At 75.0% G+C, this 9950-nt stretch carries 8 protein-coding genes; 4 read left to right on the top strand and 4 right to left on the bottom strand.

Annotated features, from left to right (window positions below; translation table 11 throughout):
- The first annotated feature begins 5 nt into the window (after nucleotides 1-5).
- The 4 genes from IEJ02_RS36815 (at nucleotide 6) to IEJ02_RS36800 (ending at nucleotide 6435) form a co-directional block, all read left to right on the top strand.
- Nucleotides 6-1808 (top strand): dipeptide ABC transporter ATP-binding protein, encoded by a 1803-nt coding sequence (locus tag IEJ02_RS36815; RefSeq protein WP_317986015.1) that lies wholly within the window; start codon nucleotides 6-8, stop codon nucleotides 1806-1808.
- Complete coding sequence (locus IEJ02_RS36810) at nucleotides 1805-3073, top strand: peroxidase-related enzyme (protein ID WP_191068757.1); 1269 nt, start codon at nucleotides 1805-1807, stop codon at nucleotides 3071-3073. The genes IEJ02_RS36815 and IEJ02_RS36810 overlap by 4 nt, the downstream gene beginning before the upstream one ends.
- The gene (locus IEJ02_RS36805) at nucleotides 3070-5451 is read left to right on the top strand and encodes a molybdopterin-dependent oxidoreductase (RefSeq protein ID WP_223865075.1); all 2382 of its coding nucleotides are present in this window, start codon (nucleotides 3070-3072) and stop codon (nucleotides 5449-5451) included. The genes IEJ02_RS36810 and IEJ02_RS36805 overlap by 4 nt, the downstream gene beginning before the upstream one ends.
- An 81-nt stretch (nucleotides 5452-5532) precedes the next feature.
- On the top strand, nucleotides 5533-6435 hold the full coding sequence (locus tag IEJ02_RS36800; protein WP_191068756.1) for an SCO4651 family lipoprotein: 903 nt from the start codon (nucleotides 5533-5535) through the stop codon (nucleotides 6433-6435).
- Between the two features lie 68 nt (nucleotides 6436-6503).
- Here the strand turns inward: IEJ02_RS36800 and IEJ02_RS36795 are convergent, their stop codons facing one another.
- From IEJ02_RS36795 to IEJ02_RS36780, 4 genes are all read right to left on the bottom strand, one after another.
- Nucleotides 6504-6761 carry a DUF5133 domain-containing protein gene (locus tag IEJ02_RS36795; protein ID WP_191068755.1) on the bottom strand — a complete coding sequence of 86 codons (258 nt, stop codon included), beginning with the start codon at nucleotides 6759-6761 and terminating at the stop codon, nucleotides 6504-6506.
- Nucleotides 6762-6883: 122 nt separating this feature from the next.
- Nucleotides 6884-8410: an FAD-dependent oxidoreductase gene (locus IEJ02_RS36790; RefSeq protein WP_191068754.1), complete on the bottom strand. Its 1527-nt coding sequence runs from the start codon at nucleotides 8408-8410 to the stop codon at nucleotides 6884-6886.
- 186 nt (nucleotides 8411-8596) lie between these two features.
- Nucleotides 8597-9127: a hypothetical protein gene (locus IEJ02_RS36785; RefSeq protein ID WP_191068753.1), complete on the bottom strand. Its 531-nt coding sequence runs from the start codon at nucleotides 9125-9127 to the stop codon at nucleotides 8597-8599.
- Between the two features lie 351 nt (nucleotides 9128-9478).
- Nucleotides 9479-9946: a hypothetical protein gene (locus tag IEJ02_RS36780; RefSeq protein WP_191068752.1), complete on the bottom strand. Its 468-nt coding sequence runs from the start codon at nucleotides 9944-9946 to the stop codon at nucleotides 9479-9481.
- Between the last annotated feature and the right edge of the window lie 4 nt (nucleotides 9947-9950).

The raw sequence follows: 9950 nt of genomic DNA, 5'->3' as shown, positions 1-9950 counted from the left end.
AACCGGTGACGGAAGTGGAACGGGTGAATCCGCTGCTGGAGGTGTCCGGCCTGAGCGTCGCCTTCCCCGACGCGGGCGTCGAGGCCGTACGCGAGGTGTCCTGGCAGGTCCGGCCGGGCGAGACGGTCGGCCTGGTGGGGGAGTCCGGCTCGGGCAAGAGCGCCACCGGACTGGCGGTCCTCGGCCTCCACGGGCCGCGGGCGCGGATCACCGGATCCATCCGGCTCGGCGGCCAGGAGCTGGTCGGCGCCGGCGAACGCACCCTGCGCGAACTACGCGGCCGCCGCGTCTCGATGGTCTTCCAGGACGCCCTCGACGCGCTCAACCCGTACCGTACGGTCGGCGCCCAGATAGCCGAGGCGTACCGGCTGCACCACGACGTGAAGCGGTCCGAGGCCCGCACCCGCGCCGTGGAGCTGCTGGAACGCGTCGGCATCGACCGGCCGGGGCGGCGCGCCAAGGAGTATCCGCACCAGTTCTCCGGCGGGATGCGCCAGCGTGTGATGATCGCCGCCGCCCTGGTCAACGAACCGGAGCTGGTGATCGCCGACGAGCCCACCACCGCGCTGGACGCCACCGTCCAGGCCCAGGTCCTGGAGCTCCTCGCGGAGCTGCAGCGCGAAATGGGCATGGCGGTGGTGCTGGTCACCCATGACTTCGGGGTGATCGGTCAGATGTGCTCGCGCGTGGTGGTCATGTACCGGGGCCGGGTCGTCGAACAGGGCCCGACCGACCGCATCCTGACCACCGCCCAACACCCCTACACCCGCGCCCTGGTGGCATCCGTCCCCCGCATGGACGACACCCCCGGCACCCGCCTGGCCACGGTCCCCGAAACCGTCGCCGCCCTGGTGGGCCCGGTGGACGAGGAGTCCCTGGCCGACCCCGCCCTGCGCATCCCCTCGGGCGCACCGGCGGGTAATCCAGCCCGTCCGGCGACCCCGGACCGGGGGCCGGGGCGGAGCCCCGGCGGGGGTATGGGGGCGGAGCCCCTGGTGGGGCCCGGGGCGGAGCCCCGGTTCGGGAAGGGGCGGGGTGGGGAAGACCCCCTGCTCCAGGTCCGATCCCTCACCGTCACCTACCCGGGCACCCTCACCCGCCCCCCACTCAAAGCCGTCGACGACGTCGACTTCGCCATCGCACCCGGCGAATCCTTCGGCCTCGTCGGCGAATCCGGGTCCGGCAAGAGCACCATCTCGCGCGTCCTGCTCGGCCTCCAGCGCGCGGGCTCCGGAAGCGTGCACTTCGACGGCGAGGACATCACCCGCGCCACCCGGCGCCGCCGCCGCGAGCTGGCCGCCGGGATCCAGATGGTGTTCCAGGACCCCTACGGTTCGCTCAACCCCGACCGCCGCATCGGCGACACCATCGGCGCCGCCCTCCCCCGCGGAGCGGCCCGCCGCGATCGGGTCGCCGCGCTGCTCACCGAGGTCGGCCTGGACCCGGAGCTGGCCGGCGCCTACCCGGACCGGCTCTCCGGCGGGATGCGCCAGCGCGTCGGCATCGCCCGCGCCCTCGCGCCCGGGCCCCGGCTGCTGGTGGCCGACGAGCCGGTGTCCGCGCTCGACGTCTCCGTCCAGGCGCAGGTGCTCAACCTCCTCACCCAGCTGCGCCGGGACCGGGGCCTGGCGATGCTCTTCATCTCCCACGACCTCACCGTCGTACGGCACATGTGCTCGCGGATCGCCGTACTGCGCCACGGCCGGATCGTCGAGACCGGGGACCGCGAGCAGATCATGGAGCGCCCGGGCAGCGACTACACCCGGGCGCTGATCGAGGCCACTCCGTCCCCGCGTCGCCCGGCATGACCGGCAGGAAGGGCCCCGACGTGCACGACGCCGTACGGAAAGCCGTACCGAAGACCGACCATCCCACCGACGTCATCGACGGCCCGGACGTCCTGGACCACTTCGCGGGCGCCACCCCGGAGCTGGCCCGGCTGCGTGCCCTGCGCCCGGACCTGATCGAGCTGGAGCAGCGCGCGTACGACGTGCTCTTCCCGCCCGGCCCGGGGACGGCCACCGGCACCGGCGTCAGCGGCACCGACACCGGCGTCACCGGCACCGGCACCGGCGTCAGCGCCGCCGAACGCGCCGCGGCCGCCCTCGCCGTGGCCGTCGAGCACCGCCGCGCCCCGGCCGTCGGCCACTACCGCGCGCTGCTCGAGGCCGCCACGGGGGACACCGCCACCGCGGACCGGATCACCGCCCGCGCCCCACTGAACGGTGGGGGGACGACGGCGGAAGCACACCGCATCGCCGCCGCCGTCGCCCACGCCCGGCTGCTCACCCACACCCCGGCCGAGGGCGGACCGGACGCGCTGCGCGCCGCCGGATTCACCGAACCGCAGATCGTGACGCTCTCCCAGACCGTCGCCTTCGCCAACCACCAGATGCACCTGGCCGCCGGGCTGGCGCTGCTGGCCACCGGCGACCCCGGCACCGGTACCGACCCCGCCGCGCCCTCGACCACCGTGTCCGGCGGGCCCCAGTACACCACCGACGTCCTCACCTGGCGCCCCGCCATCCGCCCGCTCGCCCCCGAGGAACTGAGCGAGGAACACCGCACCGCGCTCGCCGGCAAACGGCGCGTCGACACCCCGTACTTCCGCACCCTCGGCCACGACCTCGGCATTCTCGCCGTACGGACCGCCATCGACCTGGCCGCCTTCACCGCCGAGGGCGGACTGCCGCGTGCCGAGCGGGAGTTGGCCGCCACCGCCGTATCGCTGTACAACGGGTGTGTCTACTGCGCCTCGGTGCACGCCCGGCTCACCGCCCGGCTGCACGGCGACCCCGCACCGGTGCACCGCTTCCTGGCCCACGGCTCCACGGCCGTCCTCGGCCGCCGCTGGAAGCTGATCGCCCGGCTCGCCGCGGGGCTCGCCCCGGTCCCGGCCACCGCCGCCGAAGCCGATGTGGAGGCGCTGCGTGCGCTGGGCCTCACCGAGCTCGCGCTGGTCGACCTCGTACACTGTGCGGCGTTCTTCGGCTGGGCCAACCGCCTGATGCTGAGCCTCGGTTCGGTCGAGGGGGAGGCTCAGGAGAACGACGGAAGGACGGCCACCGGATGACCCCGGACCCGCCAGGCGACGCGATGGCCCCGGACCCGTCGGGCCATGCGATGGCCCCGGACGCGCCGCCGACCTCTCAGCCGCCGCCGAACCCGGACCCGCCGCCCGCTCCCACCCCCCGCCCCCACAGCTCGCACTGGGGCACCTTCACCGCCGCACCGCTCCCCGGCGGCGGCCTCGAGGTGATCCCCGACCCGGGCGACCCCGACCCGTCGCCCCTGCTGCGCAACGTCCCCGCCGCGCTCGGCCCGCGGGGCCGGGTCCTCGCCCCGCACGTCCGGCGCGGCTGGCTGGAGCACGGCCCGGGGCCCGACCCCGGGCGTGGCGCGGACACCTATGTCCGGGTGTCCTGGGACGAGGCGATCTCCCTCCTGGTCCGGGAGTTCGGCCGGGTCCGCGCCGACCACGGCAACCGCGCCGTCTTCGGCGGTTCCTACGGCTGGGGCAGCGCGGGCCGCTTCCACCACGCGCAGAGCCAGATCCACCGGTTCCTCAACTGCTTCGGCGGCTACACCCGTTCGGTCAACACCTACAGCCTGGGCGCGTCCCGCACCCTGCTGCGCCATGTCGTCGGCGACGACGCGCCGATCAGCGCCCCCACCACCTGGCCGGTGCTGGCCGAGCACACCGGCCTCTTTCTCTGCTTCGGCGGCATGCCGGCCAAGAACTTCCAGGTCAACGCGGGCGGCCTCAGCCGTCACCGCACCGCGGAGCGGCTGGCCGCGGCCCGTGCCCGCGGCGCCCGGTTCATCCTCGTCAGCCCGGTGCGCGACGACCTCGCGGCCGAACTCGACGCCGAGTGGCTGGCCACCGTCCCCGGCACCGACACCGCGCTGATGCTGGCGCTCAGCCATGTCCTCATCGAGGAGGGGCGCTACGACGCGGACTTCTGCCGCACCCACTGCACGGGCTTCGACACCTTCGCCCGCCATGTCCTCGGCCAGGACGGCTCCGCTCCCAAGACCCCGCGCTGGGCCGAGGGGATCTGCGGCATTCCCGCCGCCCGGATCGCCGGACTCGCCCGTGAGCTGACCCGGCACCGGACCATGATCTCCCTCAGCTGGTCCCTGCAACGCGCCCACCGCGGTGAGCAGCCCCTGTGGGCGGGGATCGCCCTGGCCTGCCTGCTCGGCCAGATCGGGCTGCCCGGCGGCGGCTTCGGCCACGGGTACGGGGCCACCGCCGGGATCGGCGCCGGCACCCTCCCGTACCGGCTGCCCACCCTCGAGCAGGGCAGCAACCCCGTCCCCGACTTCATCCCCTGCGCCAGGATCGCCGATCTGCTGCTGTGCCCGGGGGAGACCTTCACTTACGACGGCGGCCGGTACACCTACCCCGACATCCGCCTCGTCCACTGGGCCGGTGGCAACCCCTTCCACCACCACCAGGACCTGGCCCGGCTGCGCCGCGCCTTCGGCCGCCCGGACACGGTCGTGGTCCACGAGCCCCACTGGACGGCCACCGCCCGCCACGCCGATGTGGTCCTGCCCGCCACCACCACCCTGGAACGCGAGGACATCGGCGGCGCGAGCCAGGACGCGGCGCTCATCGCCATGCACCGCGTCGCCGACCCGGTCGGCGAGGCCCGCGACGACTTCCGCGCCCTGTCCGACCTCGCCGACGGGCTCGGCATCGGCCATGACTTCACACAGGGGCGCGACCAACGCGGCTGGCTGGAACACCTCTACGAGAGCTGGCGCGCGGGGCTGGACCCGCGGTACGCCCCCGAGGAGGACTTCGGCACCTTCTGGCGGGCGGGCCGGATCCCCCTGCGCGGCCTGCGCGAAGACCACACCCTCTACGCCGGCTTCCGCGCCGACCCCGGCGCCCGTCCGCTGGCCACCCCGAGCGGCCGCATCGAGCTGGCCTCGGCGACCATCGCCTCGTACGGCTACGACGACTGCCCGGGCCACCCGGCCTGGCTGCCCCCGGACCCGGATCCGGGGCAGGACGCCGCGTACCCCTTCTGGCTCGTCGCCAACAACCCCGCCACCCGGCTGCACAGCCAGCTCGACCACGGCGAGCTGAGCGCGTCGTCGAAGGTCGCGGGCCGCGAGCCGGTCCGGCTGCACCCACGGGACGCCGGGGCGCTGGGGCTGGGCGACGGCGATGTCGTGCGGATCCGCAGCGCCGTCGGCAGCTGCCTGGCCGGAGTGCGGATCAGTGACGCGGTACGCCCCGGGGTGGCCCAACTCGCCACCGGCGCCTGGTGGGACCCCTCCGCCCCCGAGGTGGCCACCTGCGTCCACGGCAACCCCAACGCGGTCACCCACGACATCGGCACCTCGCGGCTGGCCCAGGGCTGCACCGGACAGCTCACCCGCGTCGCCATCGAACGCCACGACGGCCCCCTGCCCCCGGTCCGCGCCCATGGATAGCTCTCGGCCGGCTGTCGGCGCTTGCTGGTACTGTCCCGGATCACAGTGAAACGAACAGAAGTTCTGCAAGGGGTGGGGTTTATGGCCATGGTCGGACATGGGGGACATGGCAGAGGTACCCGAGCCGCCGGTGCCGTGCTCACCGCCGTGCTGCTCTGCGGCGGCGCGGTCGGCTGCGGATCGTCCGGGGCGGACGGAAAGCACGAGGGCAAGGCGGGGGAGAAGTCCTCGGAGCAGGTGCGGATGGCCCCGGCGGCGGCCGTGCGCGCGGCCGCCGAGAAGAGCGAGAAGCTCACCTCGTTCCGCTACCGGATGAGCGGTCGCACCCCCGGGGACGGGCGGATCGAGGGCGAGGCGGCGATGAGCCTCGAGCCGGTCGCCGTCAGCATGAAGATGCGCGCGGTCGGCCAGGGCGCCGACGCGGCGGTGGAGATCCGGATGCTCGACGGGGCGATGTACCTCGACGGGGGCAAGGAGGGCTCCGCCGGGCTGGACGGCAAGAGGTGGCTCAAGCTGGACCTCTCGGCCCTCGGCGAGAAGGAGACCGGCTCGCTGGGCGGCGGTTCGCTCTCCCGCCAGGCCGACAAGAACCCGGCCGACGAGTCGGCCTTCCTCTCCGGCGCCGACGATGTGAAGCGGGTCGGCGAGGAGACCATCGACGGGGTGCGGACGACGCACTACCGGGGCACCATCACCCTCGGCCAGATGCGCGCGAGCCTGAAGGACGAGAACGCGACGACCCGCGAGCGCCGCGAGAAGAACCTCAAGGCGTACGAGGAGATGGGGGTCGACCGGCTGTCCATGGACATGTGGATCGACCCGGACGGCCACACCAAGCGGTTCCGCATCCGCGGCGAGGGCGAGAAGGGCCCGCTCGACATGACCATCACCTTCTCGGCCCTCAATGAGCCGGTCACGGTGAAGGCGCCGCCGGCCGACCAGACCACGGACCTCTCCGAGCTGGCGCGCGGGGCCGAGGGCTGATCCGGGGGGCGGGGGGCCGAGGGCTGATCCGGCGGGGGCGGCCTCACCCGTGGGCGGCCGCGGCGGGCTCAGACGCCCGGTGAGCCCGGTGCGCCCGCCCCGGCCGTGAGGGCCGAGTCGTCCTCCACCCGTGCGCCGGGCAGCCGGTGCCGGGCGGCGACGAGGGCGGCGTCCACATCCCGCGTCCCGGTCGAGACGCACAGGGTGTAGGCGAGATCGTCCATCCGCTGTCGTACCGCGGTGCCGCCCGATTCGGCGTGCAGCATCCGCAGCGTCTCGTACTGCTCGATGAGGTTCTGAAGGACGACCGGGTGGGCCATCAGCACGGCAGTGGTCCTTTCTCAGCCGACGGGGTGACACCAGGCGGGTACCCCCATGGCCGGGGGCCATGTACGTGTTCCATCTGACAGAGGCAGCCGACAGGGGCCGCCGACAGCGGCCGCGCGGGTCAGATGTCGCGCCGCTCCAGGGGCCGGTTGGCCGGGCCCTGGAGCACCCGGCCGTCGGTGCCGAACCGGGAGCCGTGGCAGGGGCACTCCCAGGCCCGCTCGGCGGCGTTGAACGCCACGAGACAGCCCATGTGGGTGCACCGGGCCGAGACCGCGTGAGCCGTGCCGTCCTCGTCCCGGTAGACGGCGCGGGCCCGCCCGTCCAGGCGGACCACGGCCCCGGTGCCCGGGGCGATCCGGTCGACCGAGTCGGCCCGCGGGGTGCTCAGCCGGTCGCCGACGAAATGCTTCCCGACGTGGACCTGGTGGCCGAGCAGTGCCGGGGCCTCGCGCAGCGCGGTCCCCAGCCGCCGGGGGTCGTACAGCCCGGCCCACTCCGGCCGCTCACCGCCGATGAGCGCGGTGAGCAGCCGGCCCGCCATGATGCCGCCGCTCAGGCCCCAGCCCGCGAAGCCTGTCGCGACATAGGTGTGGCGCGCGCCGGGGTGGAAGGGGCCGACCATCGGCACGGTGTCCGTCGGGTCGTTGTCCTGGGCGGCCCAGCGGTGGGTGATCTCCACGCCGGGGAAGCGCTCCCGGGCCCAGTCCGCCAGCCGCTCGAACCGCTCGGGGGTGTCCCCGGTGCCTGGGGTGAAGGTCTCGCCGGTCACGATCAGCAGCCGCTGCCCGTCGCCGTACGGCGCGGTGCGCACCGAACGGGTGCGCTGGTCCGGGGTGATGTAGGCGCCCCGCGGGTCCCGGTCGGCGGGAAGGGGCCCGGCCACCACGAGTTCGCGGCGCGGTGAGAGCCGGGCGAACAGCAGCGCCCGGTCGAACACCGGGTAGTGGGTGGCGATCACCACGTCCCCCGCCGTCACCACCGCCCCGCCCTCCGTGGTGACCCGGCACGGGGTGCCCTCGTCCAGGCCGGTGGCGCGGGTGTGTTCGTGGATCAGCCCGCCGCGGGCGCGCAGATCCTCGGCGAGCCCGAGGAGGTAGGTGCGCGGATGGAACTGCGCCCCTCCCTCGACCCGGACCGCGCCCGCGACCGGGAAGGGCAGCCCGGTCTCGGTCACGTACGAGGCGGGCAGCCCCGCCTCGCTCGCGGCGTCCGCCTCGGCGCGCATGGTGTCCGCGCGCGCCGGGTCCTCGGTGTAGGTGAAGGTCGGGACGCGCTCCAGATCGCAGTCGATGCCGAGTTCGGCCGCGATCGCCGCCGCCCGCTCGACGGCGTCCGACTGCGACTGGGCGTACATCCGCGCGCCCTCCGGTCCGCGGGTGCGCCGCAGCCGGTCGTAGATCAGCGAGTGCAGCGCCGTGAGCTTGGCGGTGGTGTGGCCCGTGACGCCCGCGGCGATCCGGTCCGCCTCCAGCACCGCCACCCGGTGCCCGGCGCGGGCCAGCTCCCACGCGGTGCTCAGCCCCGCGATCCCGGCGCCGATCACGGCGACATCGACCTCCAGGTCCTCGGTCAGGGCCGGGTGGGGGGTGCCGGGCGGGGCGGTGTCCATCCAGTACGACTCGGGCGCGCCAGGAAGTTCGGTCATCGTCCCCGAGTGCCCACCGGTGACCGCCTGAAGCGGATGACGCCTGCGGCGGGCTGCTCCCCTCCTCTTCCCGGCAGCATCGCTATGCGGCTCCGCCGGTGGCGGGGGCTCCGCCGCAGACCTCGGGGCCCGGGGGCGAAGCCTCGGCGGTAGGCGGGCGGGTGAGGCGGGCGAACCGGCCGTGGCCTACGCCGGGCCCTCGGTCGCGATCAGCGCCGAGGCGACCCGGGAGTGCAGCGAGTCCAGGGTGGTGAGCTGCTGCCCGGCCCGCTCCAGCAGCTCCGCGAGGCGGCCCGTCTGGAGCCGGGAGTCATGGACGGCCACGGCGAGCAGGGAGCGCCACAGCAGCGCCTTGCCCTCCACGCCCGCCCGGAGCGCCTCCAGCCCCACCAGCGCGTTCACCCCGGTGCGGCGGCGCGGCCGGCTGCCCGGCGTCAGCCGCGCCGTGCGCTCGGCCGCCCGCGAGGCGCGGAGCTTGCCGCGGCGGACGGGGACGTCGAGCGAGGCCATGCACCACAGCAGCGACCTGCGGTCCTGGATGAGCTCCGCGGTGAGCCTCGCCAGTTCGCCGCCGTAGGCCGAGCGCCGGTGTCTGCGGGTCATCCGGCGGGCCAGCCCGACCGCCGCCGTGGCGGCCACCAGATGGTCGTTGAGGTAGATCCCGAGCCACGGCGGCGCGTGGATGCCGCCGGAGCGGGTCGCGGCCGGTACAGCCATGGTCGTCCTCCCGACGCCGGGCCCCGAGCAGCGCTGTCAGGACTCCGACGGGTACCCGCCGGGAGGACTCCCAAGAGATGGCCGCCGGGAAGTCGCTCCGCGGGCCGCGGCCGGGGCGCGGGGCGCGCTGGTGGGGGTCTTCGAGCGCGTCCGGCACGGCCGCTGGGAGGTGCCCCCTGACGCCGCACGCTGATCCGGCCGGGGATATGACACAGGCTCTCTGCCATTCCAGCCACAGCCCCGCCCGGGTGGCCAGGTCGAGCGGGACCGCCGTCTCCGCGTCGGTCAGACTGTGCCCGGCCTTGGGCACGTGCGCCGAGAACACCCCGACGACCTGGCGGGAGGCGCAGGTCATGGGCCCGGCAGGGCCCGCCTCACCACCATGCCGCGGTTGACCTCGTCGGACCGCACACCCGGCGGGAACGGGGGCGCGGCGGGTTCCCGGCGGACGCGCTCCGGGAACCACAGCCGGCCGCCGGGGTCGGGCCGTTCCGCGCGCGGCGAGGCGCGCCGCGATCGTCGGCCGCGTCCGCCGCGCGCCACCGACCAGCGCACGGCGGAGGCCCGCGCCTGTTCGTGCCCGGCGAGCTCGGCCCGGGCGCTGGACGCCGCCGGCGAGCGGGGCGGGGGAGAGGGTGCGGGCGGTCGCGGCCGCCGCGTCCAACCCGTGCGGCCCACGGCCGCGCGGCGCGCTGCCGCCGGGGTCCGCAGCTTCACGTTGTACGTCTGTGAGCCGCGCTCGAGCAGGGTGAACGTCGTCCGCTCCGCGAGCAGCCGATAGCGCTCCCGCGGAACCCAGGGGGCTCGGGCCCGGGGCACCCCG

It is taken from the genome of Streptomyces sp. 5-10 (assembly GCF_014712245.1).
In the GTDB taxonomy this organism is placed as follows: Bacteria; Actinomycetota; Actinomycetes; order Streptomycetales; family Streptomycetaceae; genus Streptomyces; species Streptomyces violaceusniger.
This window is presented reverse-complemented; position numbering and strand designations above follow the sequence as displayed.

Coding starts and splice junctions, on each gene's coding strand:
- IEJ02_RS36800 (WP_191068756.1), top strand. CDS start 5,533: ATGGCCATGGTCGGACATGGGGGACATGGCAGAGGTACCCGAGCCGCC.
- IEJ02_RS36805 (WP_223865075.1), top strand. CDS start 3,070: ATGACCCCGGACCCGCCAGGCGACGCGATGGCCCCGGACCCGTCGGGC.
- IEJ02_RS36790 (WP_191068754.1), bottom strand. CDS start 8,410: ATGACCGAACTTCCTGGCGCGCCCGAGTCGTACTGGATGGACACCGCC.
- IEJ02_RS36810 (WP_191068757.1), top strand. CDS start 1,805: ATGACCGGCAGGAAGGGCCCCGACGTGCACGACGCCGTACGGAAAGCC.
- IEJ02_RS36785 (WP_191068753.1), bottom strand. CDS start 9,127: ATGGCTGTACCGGCCGCGACCCGCTCCGGCGGCATCCACGCGCCGCCG.